This is a genomic window from Rathayibacter sp. VKM Ac-2804 (genome assembly GCF_009866655.1).
Classification (GTDB): Bacteria; Actinomycetota; Actinomycetes; order Actinomycetales; family Microbacteriaceae; genus Rathayibacter.
The window spans coordinates 2848460-2864747 of sequence record NZ_CP047420.1 but is presented as its reverse complement, the minus strand read 5'-3'; the positions used below and the strand labels follow the sequence as shown (position 1 = coordinate 2864747).

The following is a 16288-nucleotide window of genomic DNA, read 5'->3' as shown; positions in this document are numbered from 1 at the left end:
CTGCGCGTGCTGCGCCGCCGCGTCAGACCGAGCGGAGCACCGCGACGATCTTGCCGAGGACCTCGGCCTCGTCGCCGAGGATAGGCTCGAAGTTGGAGTTGCGGGGGAGCAGCCAGGTGTGGCCGTCGCGCTGGCGCAGCACCTTGACGGTCGCCTCGCCGTCGAGCATCGCCGCCACGATCTCGCCGTTCTCCGCGGTGCGCTGCGAGCGGACGACGACCCAGTCGCCGTCGCAGATGGCCGCGTCGATCATCGACTCGCCGACCACCTTGAGCATGAAGAGCTCGCCCTTGCCGACCAGCTGGCGGGGGAGCGGGAAGACCTCGTCGATCTGCTGGTCCGCCATGATCGGCACGCCGGCCGCGATCCGGCCGACGAGCGGCACCATCGCCGCGTCGGCGACCGTCGCCGTCGACTCGAACGAGCCGTCGTCCTCGGTGGAGCTCGGCACGTCGATGAGGATCTCGAGCGCGCGGGGGCGGTTGGGGTCGCGGCGCAGGTAGCCGCTGAGCTCGAGCTGGTTGAGCTGGTGCGTGACGCTGGAGAGCGAGGCGAGCCCGACGGCGTCGCCGATCTCGCGCATGCTCGGCGGATAGCCGCGGCTGGACACCGAGCGCTGGATGGCGTCGAGGATCGCGAGCTGCTTCGCGCTGAGGTTCTTCCGGCGGCGGCCGGCCGCGGGCTTGGCCGCCGCCTTCGCCTTCGGCGCCGGAGTCGTCGTCCTGGCCGGCTTCGCTCCGGCCGTCTGCGCGTCGCTCACGATCGTCCCTCTCTCGGTGCGCACGCCGCGTGCGCGCCCTCTCCGCCCGAGTCGAGCACCGATGTCGGTGGTCGCTGCTGTACTGACTGCGGACTCTCGAAACTGTATCCGGCGGGGATCCGCGTTCGAAACATTCGTTCGAGTGTGTCGCGCGATCCAGCAACGGATGCGGCGCGACCGGGCCTTGCCCGACGCGGTATTCGAAGATATATTCGGAACAGAGGTTCGGACCGGGTCCTCCCGGCCGAGGACCCGGCCCGAACCCCTGCTGAAAGGAGCGATCACCATGACCGCACAGCTCTCCACCACCGCGTTGCACCAGACTCCCGCACAGCACGTCACTGCTGCCGAGCAGCCCGGTGCGCGCACCCGGCTGCGCCTGACCCGTCGCGGCCGCGCCGTGCTCGCGACCCTCGGCGCCCTGCCGCTCGTCGCCGGAGCCTTCGTCTTCGGCCTCAACGGCGGCGGAGCCGTCGCCTCGGGCGAGAGCGCCGACATCGAGTTCCAGTACGTCACCGTCCGCGCCGGCGAGTCCCTCTGGTCCCTCGCGGAGGAGCTCGCGCCGCAGTCCGACCCGCGCGACGTCGTCTACGACATCCAGTCGCTCAACCAGCTGGCGAACGCCGGCCTCGAGCCCGGTCAGCGCCTCGCCATCCCCGCGCAGTACGAGATCGCGGGCTGATCGAGCGCGTCGAGCTCCCCGGTACCATTCCGGGGTGACGACTCTCGACGATCTCCCCCTCCGCGACGACCTGCGCGGTCAGCAGCCCTACGGCGCTCCGCAGGCCGTCGTCCCCGTGGCTCTCAACGTCAACGAGAACACCCACCCGGTCCCCGACGACGTCATCGCCGACATCGTCGAGCGGGTGTCCGTCGCCCTCCGGACGGTGAACCGCTACCCCGACCGCGAGTTCCGCGAGCTGCGCGACTCGCTGGCCGGCTACCTCGGCCACGGCCTGACGGCCGACTCGATCTGGGCCGCCAACGGCTCGAACGAGGTCCTCCAGCACGTCCTGCAGGCCTTCGGCGGCCCCGGCCGCTCGCTGCTCGGGTTCTCGCCGACCTACTCGATGTACTCGATCCTCGCCTCCGGCAGCGGCACCCGCTGGATCAGCGTCGACCGCGAGGCCGACTTCCGGGTGTCCGCCGCCCACGCCGCCGACGCGGTGCGCCGGGAGCGCCCGGACATCGTCTTCCTCTGCGCCCCGAACAACCCCACCGGCACGCCGCTCGACCTCGAGACGATCGCCGCGCTGTACGACGCGACCGACGGCATCGTCGTCGTCGACGAGGCCTACGCGGAGTTCGCCGGTCGCGAGGCGCCGACCGCCCTCAGCCTGCTCGAGGGCCGCCCGCGCCTGCTCGTCTCCCGCACGATGAGCAAGGCCTTCGCCTTCGCCGGCGTCCGCCTCGGCTACCTCGCCGCCGACCCGGCCGTCGTCGACGCCCTCCGCCTGGTGCGCCTGCCGTACCACCTCTCCGCATTGACCCAGGCGGCCGCCACCGCGGCGCTCGCCCACGCCGACGAGATGCTCGCGATGGTGGGCGAGATCATCGTCCAGCGCGACCGGATGATCGACGGACTGCGCGAGCTCGGCTACACCCCGCACGAGACCGGCAGCAACTTCGTCCTCTTCGGCGGCGTCGCCGACCCCGGAGCGATGTTCGAGGCGCTCCTCGCCCGCGGCATCCTGATCCGCGACGTCGGGATCCCGCACCACCTACGGGTGAGCGCGGGAACCGAGGCGGAGACCACCGCCTTCCTCGAGGCGGTCGCCGCGCTGCCCGCCCCTGAGGCGGACCCCGCGGTCGCCCTGGCCCGCGAGTAGCCGCTCGGAGGGGCGGCGGCACCCCGAATACACTGGAGACCATGACCTCCTCGAGCGCCGCTCCCGGGCGCACCGCCTCCCTCCGTCGTGCCACCAGCGAGTCGAGCATCGAGCTGTCGATCGACCTCGACGGCACCGGTGTCGCGGACCTCTCCACGGGCGTGCCCTTCTTCGACCACCTGCTGACGGCGTTCGCGAAGCACTCGCTGACCGACCTGACCGTCCGCGCGACCGGCGACATCGAGATCGACATCCACCACACCGCCGAGGACATCGGCATCGTGCTCGGCACCGCGATCAAGCAGGCGCTCGGCGACAAGGCCGGCATCTCCCGCTTCGGCGACGCCCTCGTGCCGCTCGACGAGGCGCTCGTCCAGGCGGTCGTCGACATCTCCGGCCGCCCCTACCTCGTGCACGGCGGCGAGCCCGAGGGCTTCGCGCTGCACCTGATCGGCGGCCACTTCACCGGATCGATGGTCCGCCACGTCTTCGAGGCGATCGCCTTCAACGCCGGCCTGACCGTGCACGTCACGGTGCTCGGCGGCCGCGACCCGCACCACATCGCCGAGGCCGAGTTCAAGGCGTTCGCCCGGGCGTTCCGCCAGGCCAAGGCCTTCGACCCGCTGGTCGCCGGAGTGCCCTCGACGAAGGGCGCCCTGTGACCGGCGCCCGGCCGTCCGTCGTCGTCTACGACTACGGCTCCGGCAACGTCCACTCGGCCGTCAAGGCGCTCGAGCTCGCGGGCGCCGACGTCGAGCTGACCTCGAACCGCACCCGCGCCCTCGAGGCCGACGGACTCCTCGTCCCGGGGGTCGGCGCCTTCAGCGCGGTGATGTCGGCACTGACGGCGGCGCGCGGCGGCGAGATCATCGAGAAGCGCCTCGCCGGCGGCCGCCCGGTGCTCGGGATCTGCGTGGGGATGCAGGTGCTCTTCGAGCGCGGCGTCGAGCGCGGTGTCGAGAGCGAGGGCCTGGGGGAGTGGCCGGGGACGGTCGACCTGCTGCCCGCCGAGGTCGTGCCGCACATGGGCTGGAACACCGTCGACGTGCCGGCGGGCTCCCGCCTGTTCGACGGCATCGAGGACGAGCGCTTCTACTTCGTGCACTCCTACGGCGCCCGGGAGTGGACGCTGGACGTCATGCCCCCGTTCCCGCGTCCTGCGGTCACCTGGGCCGACCACGGCGGTCCGTTCATCGCGGCCGTCGAGAACGGGCCGCTCTCCGCGACGCAGTTCCACCCGGAGAAGTCCGGCGCCGCGGGCCTGCGGCTGCTCTCGAATTGGCTGGGCGGGCTCCGCACGAACTAGGATCGGCCGGTGGTCGGCGGCGCCCCAGGCGCCCCGGCCGCACCAGCTCCGAGACTGAGGATGACGATGAGCGAGTTCACCAAGGCCCCGGGCCTGGTCCTTCTCCCCGCGATCGACGTGGCCGGCGGCAAGGCCGTCCGCCTGACGCAGGGCGAGGCGGGCACCGAGACCAACTACGGCGACCCGATCGACGCGGCCGGCGACTGGGCCGACCAGGGCGCCGAGTGGATCCACCTCGTCGACCTCGACGCGGCCTTCGGCCGCGGCGACAACCACGGCATCATGAAGAAGGTCATCCGCCAGGTGAAGGGCGTCAACGTCGAGCTCTCCGGCGGCATCCGCGACGACCGCAGCCTCGAGTCGGCGCTGAACGCCGGTGCGAAGCGCATCAACCTCGGCACCGCCGCGCTGGAGAACCCGGAGTGGGCCGCCAGCGTCATCGCGCAGTACGGCGACCAGATCGCGGTCGGTCTCGACGTGCGCGGCACCACCCTCGCGGCCCGCGGCTGGACGAAGGAGGGCGGCGACCTCTGGCAGGTCCTCGAGCGCCTCGAGGAGGCCGGCTGCACCCGCTACGTCGTCACCGACGTGACGAAGGACGGCACCCTCAAGGGACCCAACCTCGAGCTGCTCGAGCAGGTCATGGCCCGCACGCACCGCCCCGTCATCGCCTCGGGCGGCATCTCGAACCTCGACGACATCGCGGCGCTGCGCGACCTCGTCCCGCAGGGCCTCGAGGGCGCGATCGTCGGCAAGGCGCTCTACGCCGGCGCCTTCACGCTCGCCGAGGCGCTCGACGTCGCCTCCGAGTGACCGGCTCGTCCTCGGGTGAGGGACGCGCGCTCCCCGCGCACCTGAGCGACTCGGCCGGCACCCCGTGGGCCGGCCGCCACTTCGAGCAGAGCGCGTCGACCGACGACGACGGCAGCGCACCCGAGGGCCTGGTCCGCGCGCTGCGCGCGTTCGGCGCGGGCGACGCGGGCCCGGAGGCGGTGGTCGACGCGTTGCGCGAGTCGCGCCTGCTCATCCCCCTGGTCGCGAAGCTCGGCGAGGAGGCCGAGGGCGTCGCGGGCCTGCGCGCCGACAAGTCGCAGGAGCTGTCGATCGTGACGGTCGCGGGTCCAGACGGCCGGACCGTGCTCCCGGTCTTCAGCGACGTCGAGGCGATGCGCCGCTGGGACCGGCTCGCACGTCCCGTCCCCGTCGACGGACGGCGGGCGGCGCTGGCCGCGGTGGCGGAGGAGACCGAGCTGATGGTCCTCGACCCCGCTTCGCCGCACGAGTTCGCCGTCCGCCGCCCCGCGCTCTGGGCGATCGCCGAGGGGTCGCCGTGGCGGCCGAGCCCGGCCGATCCGGAGGTCCTGGCCGCTCTGCGCGCCGGTGCCGCCGCGGAGGACGCCGTCGTCTCGCTCGACGTGCGGCCGGGCGATCCCGGTCAGCGGCTCACCGGTCCGGAGCTGGTCATCGTGCTGGAGCTGCAGCCCGGTCTCGATCGTGCGGCGCTCGGAGCGCTGGTCGCGCGGCTGGGCGAGCGCTGGGCCGCCGACGAGATCGTCGCCGCGAGGGTCGACTCGATGACCCTCCAGCTGGCGTCCGCTCCCGCCGCCTGAGCCGGCCCTCCGGGCTCAGGTGACCGGGCCGGTCCACTTCTCGCCCGGGCCCTTGCCGATCGGGTCGGCGATCGGCGAGGCCTCGCGGAAGGCGAGCTGCAGCGTCCGGAGCCCGTCGCGCAGGCTGCGCGCGTGCATGTCGCTGATGTCGGGCGCCCCAGCGGTGACGAGGCCGGCGAGGGCGTTGATCAGCTTGCGCGCCTCGTCGAGGTCGACCTGGGCGCCCGGCTCATCGGCGAGACCGCACTTCACGGCGGCGGCGCTCATCAGGTGCACCGCGGCGGTCGTGATGATCTCGACCGCAGGCACCTCGGCGATGTCGCGGGCGGCCTCCACATCGGAGGAGTCGTCGCCGAACCGTCGGGCGTAGTCGTCGTCGTGCTGAGCCATGGGTCCTTCGTTCGGTGGGACCGGCGCACGCGGGTGCCCCGAGGCGGTGCTGGAGCGGGGCGCCCGCGGTGGAGGGGGAGTGGCGGATGCCGCCTGCTGCCCTTCCGGCCGGAAGTCTGCTATGGTGATGCGGGCTCCGAGGCATGTCCTCGGTTCGAAAGTGGAGATTCTCCCACCCGCGCTTGACCGCTTCACTAGGTTACCGGGTCAGAAGCACTCCGCCTCCGGCAACGGGGGCAGGGCTGCGGTCCTCGAGACACGTCTCGGGGAGCGCGTCGAAGGGTGCAGCGCAGCGCGGTAGACGCGCTTCGCACAGGGAATCACCTCTCTCGGGATGCGCCGGACGAACACTCCGGCCGCAGAGCAGCAACTCACCGAGATCAGAGGAGAAACGCAATCAGCGATCCCCGTACCAACGACCGAATCCGCGTCCCCGAGGTCCGCCTCGTGGGTCCCGCCGGAGAACAGGTCGGCGTCGTGAAAATCGAGGTCGCCCTGCGACTCGCGCAGGACGCAGACCTGGATCTGGTCGAGGTTGCTCCCAACTCCAAGCCTCCCGTCGCCAAGATCATGGACTACGGGAAGTTCAAGTACGAGCAGGCCCAGAAGCTCAAGGAAGCCCGTCGCAACCAGGCGAACACGATCCTCAAGGAGGTCCGCTTCCGCCTGAAGATCGACAAGCACGACTACGAGACCAAGCGCAAGCGCGCCGAGGGCTTCCTGAAGGCCGGCGACAAGGTCAAGGCCATGATCCTGTTCCGCGGTCGCGAGCAGTCCCGCCCCGAGATGGGCGTGCGACTCCTGCAGCGCTTCGCGGAGGACGTGTCCGAGTTCGGCCAGGTCGAGTCCACCCCGACCATCGACGGTCGCAACATGGTGATGGTCATCGGCCCGCTGAAGAACAAGTCCGAGGCGAAGGCCGAGGCGAACGCCGTCCGCGCCGCTCGTCGCGAGGCCAACACCCCCGAAGAGGAAACGGCCGAGTCCGAATCCGTCTGATACTTCGCCGCCCCGTCCTCGGGGCCGGTGGACGCCCCGCTCGCGGGGCACCAGTTTCGCCCGCCGAGTGCGCGTGCGACGTCGACAAGGAGAGAACATGCCCAAGATGAAGACCCACTCGGGTGCCAAGAAGCGTTTCAAGGTCACGGGCTCCGGCAAGCTCATGAAGCAGCAGGCCGGTATGCGTCACAACCTGGAGTCGAAGTCCAGCGTCCGCACCCGTCGCCTGAACCAGGACCAGGTCCTCGCCCCGCAGGACGCCAAGGTCGCCAAGAAGCTTCTCGGCCTGTAGTCGACCACCACGGCAGCCCGCTGCCGTCGTAGTCCTCGACAACCGACCCGGATCGTAAGGAAGAAAGAGAAATGGCAAGAGTCAAGAGGGCGGTCAACGCCCACAAGAAGCGTCGCGTCATCCTCGAGCGCGCCAAGGGCTACCGCGGCCAGCGCTCGCGTCTGTACCGCAAGGCCAAGGAGCAGGTCACCCACTCCCTCGTCTACTCGTACCGCGACCGCCGCGCGAAGAAGGGCGAGTTCCGCCGCCTCTGGATCCAGCGCATCAACGCCGCGTCCCGCGCGAACGGCCTGACCTACAACCGCTTCATCCAGGGCCTCGCCCTGGCCGGCATCCAGGTCGACCGCCGCATCCTCGCCGACCTCGCGATCACCGAGCCGGCGACCTTCACCGCCCTCGTGGCGAGCGCGAAGGCCGCCCTGCCCGCCGACACCTCGGCCCCGAAGGCCGCGTAGTCCGCAGCACGTCTCCGAAGGGGGCCACGCCGAGAGGCGCGGCCCCCTTCGTCGTTCCCGCGGGTCCTCGTTCCCTCAGCTCGCCTTCCGGGCGGGCGACGTGTCGACCGGGCCCCGCGACGGAGCGCCGATAGGCTCGCCGCATGCTCGACAACCCCCGTTCTCCCCGTGTCCGCTCCGTCGCCAAGCTCACCCGGCGTCCGGCACGGCAGGAGTCGGGGCTCTTCCTCCTCGAGGGCCCGCAGGCCATGTCCGAGGCGCTCCGCTACCGTCCCGAGCTGCTGATGGAGTCGTTCGCGACCCCCACCGCGCTCGAGCGCCACCCCGAGATCGTCGCCGCGGCCGAGGAGGCCGAGGTCGAGATCGAGTACGTGACCGAGGACGTCCTCGACTCGATGGCCGACACCGTCACGCCGCAGGGCTTCGTGGCCGTCTGCCGGCAGTTCCCGACGTCGCTCAAGGACGTCGTCGCCTCCGAGCCGCGCCTCGTCGCCGTGCTGGAGGAGGTCCGCGACCCGGGCAACCTCGGCACGATCATCCGCGCGGCCGACGCCGCGGGCGCCGACGCCGTCGTGCTGACCGGCCGCTCCGTCGACCTCTACAACCCGAAGGTCGTCCGCTCCACCATGGGCTCGCTGTTCCACCTGCCCGTCGCGGTCGGCGCCGAACTGCCCGACGTGCTGCAGCGGCTGCGCTCCGCCGGGCTCAGGGCCGTCGCGGCCGATGTGAAGGGCGAGGGCCTGCTCGACGTGCGCGCCAGGGGCGACCTCGCGCAGCCCACGGTGTGGGTCTTCGGCAACGAGGCGCGCGGCCTCGAGGACGAGTCGCTCGAGCTGATGGACGGTGTCGTCGCCGTGCCGATCTACGGCGCCGCGGAGTCGCTCAACCTCGCCACCGCCGCCTCGGTCTGCCTCTACGAGAGCGCCTTCGCGCTCCGCTCCTGACGCGTCTGCGCGTCAGCAGTCTGAGACGTTTCAGCCCCGGACTGAGAGAACACCACCTCGGCGTGGTGCGAGGCTGGGAGCGAGCCTGAGTTGTTGCGCTCCGGTTAAGAATCCGCTCATGATTTGACCCGCCCATGCCCGTGTGATTCTCTGACGGAATGGAAGCACCCTCCCAGGCCGGGCGATCGTCCGCTGCCGCCCGCGAGCCCCTCGTCGTCCTCGACGGGGTTCAGAAGCACTACGGCGAGTTCCAGGCGCTGAAGGACATCGATCTGACGATCAACCGCGGCGAGGTGGTCGTGGTCCTCGGTCCCTCCGGGTCGGGCAAGTCGACGCTCTGCCGCACGATCAATCGCCTGGAGACGATCTCCGGCGGCACGATCTCGATCGACGGTCAAACGCTGCCGGAGGAGGGCAAGGGGCTCGCCGCGCTGCGCGCCGACGTCGGCATGGTCTTCCAGTCGTTCAACCTCTTCGCGCACAAGACGATCCTCGAGAACGTCACGCTCGGGCCGATCAAGGTCCGCAAGCTCTCGCGGAAGGCGGCCGAGGCGGAGGCGCAGGCGCTGCTCGACCGCGTCGGCGTCGGGCACCAGGCGGGCAAGACGCCCGCCCAGCTCTCCGGCGGTCAGCAGCAGCGCGTGGCCATCGCCCGCGCCCTGGCGATGAAGCCGAAGGTGATGCTCTTCGACGAGCCGACCTCGGCACTCGACCCGGAGATGATCAACGAGGTCCTCGACGTCATGGTCGGCCTCGCCGAGGAGGGCATGACGATGATCGTCGTCACCCACGAGATGGGCTTCGCCCGGAAGGCCGCCCACCGGGTCGTCTTCATGTCCGACGGCGAGATCCTCGAGGACACCGACCCCGAGTCGTTCTTCACCGCCCCGCGCACCGACCGGGCCAAGGACTTCCTCTCGAAGCTGATCACCCACTAGGTCACCGGCGCCGTGGCGGATCCCGCCCCGGCCGCCGTTCGACAGGTCGCCCCCCGAACCCCCGGGAGCGACCGGACATCGCCCGCTCCAGCGGGCCACACCCCAGGAAGGACGATCATGCGCACCAAGCTCATGTTCATGACCGCGGGACTCGCCGCAGCGGCCCTCACCCTCGCCGGCTGCGCCGGTGACTCCGGGACCGGCACCGGCTCCGACTCCGGCTCCGAGGGGAGCGGAGCGGCCTACGAGGTCGCCACCGACGTCACCCTCGAGGGCAGCCCGACCTTCGACGCCATGTCGGCGGACGACACCGTGACCATCGGCGTCAAGGAGGACCAGCCCGGTCTGGGCTACCTCGACGCCGCGACCGGTGAGCGCTCCGGCTTCGACATCGAGATCGCGAAGTGGGTCGCCGCGTCGCTCGGCTTCTCCGAGGAGCAGATCGACTACCAGCCGATCCCCTCGGCCAACCGCGAGGCCTCGATCGTGAACGGCGACATCGACTACTACGTCGGCACCTACTCGATCACCGACAAGCGCAAGGAGCAGGTCGGCTTCGCCGGACCCTACTTCGAGACCGGGCAGCAGCTGCTCGTCGCCGCGGACAACGACACGATCACCGGGCCGGACGACCTCTCGGCCGACACCACCGTGTGCTCCGCGACCGGCTCGACCCCGATCCAGAACATCCGCGCGAACTACCCCGAGGTCCCGCCCGTCGAGTTCGACACCTACTCGCAGTGCGTCGACGCCCTGGCCGACGGCCAGGTCGACGCGGTGACCACCGACGGCGCGATCCTGATCGGCTACGCCGCGCAGAAGCCCGACGAGCTGAAGGTCGTCGGCGAGCCCTTCAGCACCGAGCTCTACGGCATCGGCCTCGCGAAGGACGACACCGCCCTGCGCGGGTTCATCAACGAGATGCTGACCGACGGCGGTGACACCTGGAGCACGATCTACGACGAGACCCTCGGCCAGTCCGGCACCACGGTCGAGCAGCCCGCGGTCGACGCCTACTAGGCCGTCACCCCTGAGGAGTCCCGGGGCGGCGCGTCGCGCATCGCCCCGGGACCTCTCCTGCTCCACGCCGCACCGGCGACCGCTTCCACCTCTCCGATGAAAGGGCACGCAGCATGGATGTTCTCCTGAACAACCTCGACGTGTTCGTCCCCGCGTTCGGCAACACCCTGCTGCTGTTCGTCGTGTCGCTCGTCTTCGCCCTCCTCCTCGGCACCGTGGTCGGAGCGATGCGCGTCTCGCCCGTCCCGATCGCGCGAGCGGTCGGCACCGTCTACGTCAACACCATCCGGAACACGCCGCTGACGCTGCTGATGTTCTTCTTCGCCTTCGGCTATCCCAAGCTCGACCTGCCGGACGTCGGCTATACGAACCTCGCGATCACCGCGCTGAGCATCTACACGGCGACCTACGTGGCCGAGGTGCTCCGCTCCGGCATCAACACCGTGCCGATCGGCCAGGCCGAGGCGGCCCGCGCGATCGGCCTCGACTTCGGCCTCACGATGACCCAGGTGGTGCTGCCGCAGGCGTTCCGCTCGGTCATCCCGCCGCTGATGAGCGTGCTGATCGCCCTCCTCAAGAACACCACCGTCGCCGCCGGCTTCTCGGTCGCCGAGGCCGGGACGATCGTCCGCGTGCTCAACGAGCGCGGCGAGAACAGCCTCATCGTCGTGCTCTGGGTGGCGCTCGCCTTCGTGATCCTCGTCACCGGGCTCTCCCTCCTCCAACGCCAGCTCGAGAAGAAGTGGAGGGTCGCCCGATGAGCTCCGTCCTCTTCGACAACCCCGGACCCCGTGCGGTCGCCCGCAACCGCGTCATGGGCGCCGTCGTCCTGCTCGTCCTCGTCGCCCTGCTGGCCTTCGTGCTCTGGCGGTTCGCCGAGTCCGGGCAGTTCTCCGCGGCCAAGTGGCGCGCGTTCGGCTACCCGCTGGTCTGGCAGAGCATCGGCGCGGCGCTCGGGCAGACGCTCGCCGCCTTCGCCACAGCCGGCGTCGCGAGCATCGTGCTCGGCCTGCTGCTGGCGATCGGCCGTCTCTCCGACCGCCGCTGGATCAACATCCCGGTCACGCTCTTCATCGAGCTGTTCCGCGCCATCCCGGTCCTCATCCTGATGATGCTGATGTACTACGGGCTCCCGTTCGTCGGCCTCAAGCTGACGCCGTACCTCGCCGTGGTCATCGCACTGACGCTCTACAACGGCTCCGTCTTCTCCGAGATCTTCCGCGCCGGCATCGAGGCCCTCCCGCGCGGCCAGAAGGAGGCGGGCTACGCGATCGGCCTGCGCAAGGCGGGCGTCATGCGCCTCATCCTCTTCCCGCAGGCGATCCGCTCGATGCTGCCCGTGATCATCGCCCAGCTCGTCGTCGCCCTCAAGGACACGGCGCTCGGCTCGATCATCACCTACAACGAGCTGCTCTACTACGCCCGCTACCTCGGCAACCAGCCGAGCCTGGACAGCCCGATCATCCCCGCGGCCATCGTGGTCGGCGCCATCTACATCGGCATCTGCCTGATCCTCTCCGGCATCGCCAAGTGGGTCGAGATCCGCACGAAGAACGGCGGCCGCAAGGGCACCGGCCACCCGGCGGCCCGCGCGACCACCGACACCGCCCTGCTCGCCGCGCAGGACTGAACCCGATTGTGGGAATCGCCTGCGGCGATCCCCACCGCGGTCGGCTGCCGAGGCGGTCGCGACCTGCAGAGCGTCGCGCGTCCGGCAGGCGCGAATCGCTGTCACGCGATTCGGTGTCGAGTCGTCGGCATCGTCCGCGGCGATGTCGACCGCACTCGGCTCTCTGAGACGGTCGCGTTCCGCAGAGCGTCCTGCGTCCGCCTAGCGCGAATCGCTGGCACGCGATTCACACGTTCGCCTTGCGGGCGGTCGGCGATCTGCAGGGTTCCTGTTCGATATCCGTGCACATGCTGGTCGAGTAGCCCCGCAGGGGCGTATCGAGACCCACCGCTCCGCGAGGAGGACTGGCGGCCGCCGGTTCTGGCTCGGGCGGATCTCCATACGCCCGCGCCGCGGGCTACTCGATCAGCATGGAGACCGGCCGGATCCGGGATCGGCCGCGCTGACGGGCACAGACGTCCGCCCGCCCGGGCGAGCGGGCCGCGCGAGGCATCCCTACACTGGGGGATCGTGTCTGACAGCAACCCGATCACCGACGAGGCCGTCTCGGCGGCGACCGCGGAGGCGCTCACCGCGATCCGCGCGGCCGCCGATTCCGCCGCTCTGAAGGCGGCCCGCACCGCCCACCTCGGCGAGGGCTCGGCCCTCGCCCGATTGAACGCGCTGATGCGCTCCGTGCCGCCGGAGTTCAAGGCGGCGTCCGGCAAGCTCGTGGGCGGCGCCCGCAAGCAGGTCGGCGACGCGTACGCCGAGCGCGAGGCGGAGCTCGTCGAGGCCGAGCAGGCCGCGGCGCTCGACGCCGAGCGCGTCGACGTCACCGCCGGCGCCAGCTTCGTGCGCCAGGGCGCCCGCCACCCCCTCTCGCTCCTGCAGGAGTCGATCGCCGACGTGTTCGTCGGCATGGGCTGGGAGATCGCGGAGGGACCGGAGCTCGAGAACGAGTGGTTCAACTTCGACGCCCTCAACTTCGACGAGGACCACCCGGCCCGCGCGATGCAGGACACCTTCTTCGTCGATCCGGTCGAGTCGCACCTCGTGCTGCGCACCCACACCTCGCCGGTGCAGATCCGCTCGATGCTCGAGCGCACCCCGCCGATCTACGTGATCGCGCCCGGCCGCGTCTACCGCACCGACGAGCTCGACGCCACGCACACCCCGGTCTTCACGCAGTTCGAGGGCCTCGCCGTCGACCGCGGTCTGACGATGGCGCATCTGCGCGGCACGCTCGAGCACGTCGCCCGTCTCCTGTTCGGCGACGAGGCGAAGATCCGCCTGCGCCCCAACTACTTCCCCTTCACCGAGCCGAGCGCCGAGCTCGACATCTGGCACCCCACCTTCGTCGGCGGTGCCCGCTGGATCGAGTGGGGCGGCTGCGGGATGGTGAACCCGAACGTCCTGCGCTCCGTCGGCATCGACCCGGACGAGTACTCCGGCTTCGCCTTCGGGATGGGGATCGAGCGGACCCTGATGTTCCGCAACGACGTGAAGGACATGCGCGACATGGTCGAGGGCGACGTTCGCTTCAGCAAGCAGTACGGGATGGTGATCTGATGCGCATCCCGCTGAGCTGGCTGGGCGAGTACGTCGACCTCGAGCAGGGCGTCACGACCGAGGCCGTGCACGCGGCGCTCGTGTCGGTCGGCCTGGAGGAGGAGGACGTCCACCGTTTCGACGTCTCCGGCCCCGTCGTGGTCGGCGAGGTCCTCGACCTCGTCCCCGAGCCGCAGAAGAACGGCAAGACCATCAACTGGTGCACCGTCCGCGTCGCGCCCGAGGGGGAGCGCGCGGCCGACGGCGGCGACGACGTCCGCGGCATCGTCTGCGGTGCGCACAACTTCGCGGCCGGCGACAAGGTGGTGGTCTCGCTGCCCGGAGCCGTGCTGCCCGGGCCGTTCCCGATCTCGGCGCGGAAGACCTACGGGCACGTCTCCGACGGGATGATCGCGTCCACCCGCGAGCTCGGCCTCGGCGACGACCACGAGGGCATCCTCCGCCTGGCGAGCCTCGGCATCGACCCCGAGGTCGGCACCGACGCCATCGCGCTCCTCGGGCTCGACGACGCCGCGGTCGAGGTCAATGTGACCCCGGATCGCGGCTACGCCTTCTCGATCCGCGGCATCGCCCGCGAGTACGCCCACGCGACCGGCGCCGCCTTCCGCGACCCCGCGCTCGCGATCACCGCGCCCGAGCGGCTCGAGTCCGCGCCCGTCTTCCCCGTCGCGGTCGAGGACGAGGCTTCGATCCGCGGCCGCGTCGGCTCGTCCGTCTTCGTCACCCGCGTCGTCCGCGGCATCGATCCCTCGCTGCCGACGCCGCCGTGGATGATCGCGCGACTGCGCCTGGCCGGCGTGCGCTCGATCTCGCTGGTCGTCGACATCACCAACTACGTCATGTTCGAGCTCGGGCAGCCGCTGCACGGCTACGACCTCGAGCGCCTGGAGGGCGGCATCGTCGTCCGCCGCGCCCGCGCCGGTGAGACGCTCGAGACGCTCGACGGCCAGACCCGCCGCCTGCACCACGAGGACCTCCTGATCACGGACGACGGCGGTCCGATCGGGCTCGCCGGCGTGATGGGCGGCGCCCGCACCGAGATCACCGACACGACCGCCGACGTCCTGATCGAGGCCGCGAACTTCGACCCGGTCTCGATCGCGCGCACGGCCCGCCGGCACAAGCTGCCGAGCGAGGCGTCGCGCCGCTTCGAGCGCGGCGTGGACCCGCTGGTCGCGCCGGTCGCCGCCGCGCGCGCGGTGCAGCTGCTGGTCGAGCTCGCGGGCGGCACCGCGGACGAGCTCGGCTCGGTGCTCGCCGACGCGGGCGCGGCTGAGACGATCGAGCTGCCCGACGGCTACATCTCCGGCCTGATCGGCCTCGAGTACACGCCCGAGGAGATCCGCGGCGCCCTCGTGGAGATCGGCGCGAGCGTCGAGGCCGGGGGAGCGGGTCTGCTCGTCACTCCGCCGAGCTGGCGGCCCGACCTGACCGACCGCTCCACCCTCGCGGAGGAGGTCGCCCGGATCACCGGCTACGACCGCATCCCGTCGATCCTCCCCGTGGCGCCTCCCGGCCGCGGCCTCACGCCCGGGCAGCGCCTGCGCCGCACGGTCGCGCAGTCGCTCGCGGCCGCCGGGCTCACCGAGGTGCTGTCCTACCCGTTCCTCTCCCGCTCGATCAACGACCGCTTCGGCTCCGTCGACGGCGAGCCGGTGCAGCAGGTCTCGCTGGCGAATCCGCTGGACGCGACCGCGGGGCAGCTGCGGCTCTCTCTCCTGCCCGGACTCGTGCAGGTCGCGGCGCGCAACCGCTCGCGCGGCCTCGTCGACCTGGCCGTCTACGAGATGGGCTCGGTCTTCCTGCCGCAGGGCGACCGTCCGTTCGGCTCCGCGGGCCTGCCCCTCGCCGGCGCGCGTCCGTCCGCGGAGGTCGAGGCGGCGCTGAACGCGGGGATCCCGCGCCAGCCGCTGCACGTCGCCGCGCTGCTGACGGGCTCGGCCCTCGAGCGCCAGCCCGGCGTCGCCGCGCGTGACTTCGACTGGCGCGACGCACTCGACGTCGTGCGCGACGTCGCGGCCGCCGCGGGCGCGGAGCTGCAGATCCGGCAGGGCTCGCACGCCGCCCTGCACCCGGGACGCACGGCCGAGGTGCTGCTCGACGGCGCCGTGGTCGGCCACGCCGGTGAGCTGCTCCCGTCGCTCGCCGACGACCTCGACCTGCCGCACCGCGTGGCGGTGGTCGAGCTCGACCTCGATCCGCTGATCGCCCGCGCCGGCCGCCTCGTCGTCGCGCGCCCGGTCGGCGCGCTCCCCGCGGCGACCCAGGACCTCTCGCTGGTCGTCCCCGTGGCCGTCCCGGCGGCCGACCTGCAGGCCGCCGTGGCGGAGGGAGCCGGCGAGCTGCTCGAGGCGATCCGCCTGGTCGACGACTACCGCGGCGCGGGCGTCCCCGAGGGCTCGAAGTCGCTCACCTTCGCGCTGCGCTTCCGCGCCGCCGACCGCACCCTGACCGCCGCCGAGGCCAGCTCGGCGAAGGAGAGCGGCACCGCGCTCGCCGCCGAGCGCTTCGGCGCGTCGCCGCGCGAGTGAGCGGACGGCCGCCGGTTCCGGCCGGCGGCCGCC

18 protein-coding genes are annotated in these 16288 nt (G+C 71.4%); 16 read left to right on the top strand and 2 right to left on the bottom strand.

Annotated features, from left to right (window positions below):
- Positions 1-22 precede the first annotated feature (22 nt).
- Positions 23-760, bottom strand: a complete 738-nt coding sequence (gene lexA / locus GTU73_RS13465; protein WP_160090245.1) for a transcriptional repressor LexA — start codon at positions 758-760, stop codon at positions 23-25.
- A gap of 286 nt (positions 761-1046) precedes the next feature.
- Here lexA and GTU73_RS13460 point away from each other — a divergent pair, with 286 nt between their 5' ends.
- The 6 genes from GTU73_RS13460 (at position 1047) to GTU73_RS13435 (ending at position 5505) form a co-directional block, all read left to right on the top strand.
- Positions 1047-1442 (top strand): LysM peptidoglycan-binding domain-containing protein, encoded by a 396-nt coding sequence (locus GTU73_RS13460; protein ID WP_160090243.1) that lies wholly within the window; start codon positions 1047-1049, stop codon positions 1440-1442.
- 34 nt (positions 1443-1476) lie between these two features.
- Entirely contained in the window at positions 1477-2589 is a 1113-nt protein-coding gene (locus tag GTU73_RS13455; protein WP_160090242.1) for a histidinol-phosphate transaminase, read from the top strand.
- Between the two features lie 41 nt (positions 2590-2630).
- Entirely contained in the window at positions 2631-3251 is a 621-nt protein-coding gene (gene hisB / locus GTU73_RS13450) for an imidazoleglycerol-phosphate dehydratase HisB (protein ID WP_123444522.1), read from the top strand.
- Positions 3248-3895: an imidazole glycerol phosphate synthase subunit HisH gene (gene hisH, locus GTU73_RS13445; protein ID WP_160090241.1), complete on the top strand. Its 648-nt coding sequence runs from the start codon at positions 3248-3250 to the stop codon at positions 3893-3895. The genes hisB and hisH overlap by 4 nt, the downstream gene beginning before the upstream one ends.
- 66 nt (positions 3896-3961) lie before the next feature.
- Positions 3962-4708 carry a bifunctional 1-(5-phosphoribosyl)-5-((5-phosphoribosylamino)methylideneamino)imidazole-4-carboxamide isomerase/phosphoribosylanthranilate isomerase PriA gene (gene priA / locus GTU73_RS13440; protein ID WP_123705565.1) on the top strand — a complete coding sequence of 249 codons (747 nt, stop codon included), beginning with the start codon at positions 3962-3964 and terminating at the stop codon, positions 4706-4708.
- Entirely contained in the window at positions 4705-5505 is an 801-nt protein-coding gene (locus GTU73_RS13435; RefSeq protein WP_167306050.1) for an SseB family protein, read from the top strand. Before priA ends, GTU73_RS13435 begins: the two co-directional genes overlap by 4 nt.
- A gap of 15 nt (positions 5506-5520) precedes the next feature.
- On the opposite strand, the gene GTU73_RS13430 is transcribed toward GTU73_RS13435, so the two are convergent.
- The gene (locus tag GTU73_RS13430; RefSeq protein ID WP_133963637.1) at positions 5521-5895 is read right to left on the bottom strand and encodes a DUF1844 domain-containing protein; all 375 of its coding nucleotides are present in this window, start codon (positions 5893-5895) and stop codon (positions 5521-5523) included.
- A gap of 396 nt (positions 5896-6291) precedes the next feature.
- Between GTU73_RS13430 and infC the strand changes: the two genes are divergently transcribed.
- The 10 genes from infC to pheT all read left to right on the top strand — a co-directional run bounded on the left by infC (position 6292) and on the right by pheT (position 16255).
- On the top strand, positions 6292-6894 hold the full coding sequence (infC, locus tag GTU73_RS13425) for a translation initiation factor IF-3 (protein ID WP_160091379.1): 603 nt from the start codon (positions 6292-6294) through the stop codon (positions 6892-6894).
- A gap of 97 nt (positions 6895-6991) precedes the next feature.
- Positions 6992-7186 carry a 50S ribosomal protein L35 gene (gene rpmI / locus GTU73_RS13420; RefSeq protein ID WP_056042364.1) on the top strand — a complete coding sequence of 65 codons (195 nt, stop codon included), beginning with the start codon at positions 6992-6994 and terminating at the stop codon, positions 7184-7186.
- Between the two features lie 71 nt (positions 7187-7257).
- A complete protein-coding gene (gene rplT, locus GTU73_RS13415) occupies positions 7258-7641 on the top strand; it encodes a 50S ribosomal protein L20 (RefSeq protein WP_123444519.1) in 384 nt (127 codons plus the stop codon).
- 143 nt (positions 7642-7784) lie between these two features.
- Positions 7785-8585, top strand: a complete 801-nt coding sequence (locus GTU73_RS13410; protein WP_160090240.1) for an RNA methyltransferase — start codon at positions 7785-7787, stop codon at positions 8583-8585.
- Positions 8586-8743: 158 nt separating this feature from the next.
- Positions 8744-9523, top strand: a complete 780-nt coding sequence (locus GTU73_RS13405) for an amino acid ABC transporter ATP-binding protein (RefSeq protein WP_123444517.1) — start codon at positions 8744-8746, stop codon at positions 9521-9523.
- Positions 9524-9640: 117 nt separating this feature from the next.
- Positions 9641-10543, top strand: coding sequence for a glutamate ABC transporter substrate-binding protein (locus GTU73_RS13400; protein WP_160090239.1), 903 nt, complete (start codon positions 9641-9643; stop codon positions 10541-10543).
- Positions 10544-10656: 113 nt separating this feature from the next.
- A complete protein-coding gene (locus GTU73_RS13395) occupies positions 10657-11304 on the top strand; it encodes an amino acid ABC transporter permease (protein ID WP_160090238.1) in 648 nt (215 codons plus the stop codon).
- Positions 11301-12173 (top strand): amino acid ABC transporter permease, encoded by an 873-nt coding sequence (locus GTU73_RS13390; protein ID WP_160090237.1) that lies wholly within the window; start codon positions 11301-11303, stop codon positions 12171-12173. Before GTU73_RS13395 ends, GTU73_RS13390 begins: the two co-directional genes overlap by 4 nt.
- A 510-nt stretch (positions 12174-12683) precedes the next feature.
- Positions 12684-13724, top strand: coding sequence for a phenylalanine--tRNA ligase subunit alpha (gene pheS, locus GTU73_RS13385; protein WP_123444514.1), 1041 nt, complete (start codon positions 12684-12686; stop codon positions 13722-13724).
- The gene (gene pheT / locus GTU73_RS13380; protein WP_160090236.1) at positions 13724-16255 is read left to right on the top strand and encodes a phenylalanine--tRNA ligase subunit beta; all 2532 of its coding nucleotides are present in this window, start codon (positions 13724-13726) and stop codon (positions 16253-16255) included. The genes pheS and pheT overlap by 1 nt, the downstream gene beginning before the upstream one ends.
- Positions 16256-16288: the final 33 nt, after the last annotated feature.

Excerpts from the sequence above, each read along its gene's own strand:
- GTU73_RS13400 (WP_160090239.1), top strand. The coding sequence starts at position 9,641 with ATGCGCACCAAGCTCATGTTCATGACCGCGGGACTCGCCGCAGCGGCC.
- GTU73_RS13410 (WP_160090240.1), top strand. The coding sequence starts at position 7,785 with ATGCTCGACAACCCCCGTTCTCCCCGTGTCCGCTCCGTCGCCAAGCTC.
- rplT (WP_123444519.1), top strand. The coding sequence starts at position 7,258 with ATGGCAAGAGTCAAGAGGGCGGTCAACGCCCACAAGAAGCGTCGCGTC.
- GTU73_RS13390 (WP_160090237.1), top strand. The coding sequence starts at position 11,301 with ATGAGCTCCGTCCTCTTCGACAACCCCGGACCCCGTGCGGTCGCCCGC.
- pheT (WP_160090236.1), top strand. The coding sequence starts at position 13,724 with ATGCGCATCCCGCTGAGCTGGCTGGGCGAGTACGTCGACCTCGAGCAG.
- GTU73_RS13430 (WP_133963637.1), bottom strand. The coding sequence starts at position 5,895 with ATGGCTCAGCACGACGACGACTACGCCCGACGGTTCGGCGACGACTCC.
- GTU73_RS13395 (WP_160090238.1), top strand. The coding sequence starts at position 10,657 with ATGGATGTTCTCCTGAACAACCTCGACGTGTTCGTCCCCGCGTTCGGC.
- hisB (WP_123444522.1), top strand. The coding sequence starts at position 2,631 with ATGACCTCCTCGAGCGCCGCTCCCGGGCGCACCGCCTCCCTCCGTCGT.
- GTU73_RS13460 (WP_160090243.1), top strand. The coding sequence starts at position 1,047 with ATGACCGCACAGCTCTCCACCACCGCGTTGCACCAGACTCCCGCACAG.
- priA (WP_123705565.1), top strand. The coding sequence starts at position 3,962 with ATGAGCGAGTTCACCAAGGCCCCGGGCCTGGTCCTTCTCCCCGCGATC.
- rpmI (WP_056042364.1), top strand. The coding sequence starts at position 6,992 with ATGCCCAAGATGAAGACCCACTCGGGTGCCAAGAAGCGTTTCAAGGTC.
- GTU73_RS13405 (WP_123444517.1), top strand. The coding sequence starts at position 8,744 with ATGGAAGCACCCTCCCAGGCCGGGCGATCGTCCGCTGCCGCCCGCGAG.